This window comes from Photobacterium sp. R1 (assembly GCF_054600795.1).
The window spans coordinates 1-237 of sequence record NZ_BAAHZP010000959.1 but is presented as its reverse complement, the minus strand read 5'-3'; the positions used below and the strand labels follow the sequence as shown (position 1 = coordinate 237).

Sequence of the window (237 nt, the reverse complement as noted above, 5' to 3'; positions counted from 1 at the left end):
CCACCTCGCCGTCATTCGCATTGGCAATACCGCGTTTTGCCACAATCTCGATACCCGGGTAGTTTTTCTGCAGATTGGTCAGTACCGCCTGATCACGCTGATTGGTGACGTAATAATTGGCTTCGTGATAAATAAACCCGACTTTGCCTTTATTACCTACGGCCTTGGCGATCATGTCCGCTGCCAGCTTACCCATCTGAAACAAATCATCGGTCACGATACCGGCATAATCTTTAC

Annotated in this window: 1 protein-coding gene; it reads right to left on the bottom strand. The window is 48.5% G+C overall.

Annotation, left to right across the window (positions count from 1 at the left end):
- The coding region (locus ACYP03_RS27910) for a substrate-binding domain-containing protein (RefSeq protein WP_459782925.1) at positions 1-237 on the bottom strand (237 nt) is incomplete at both ends.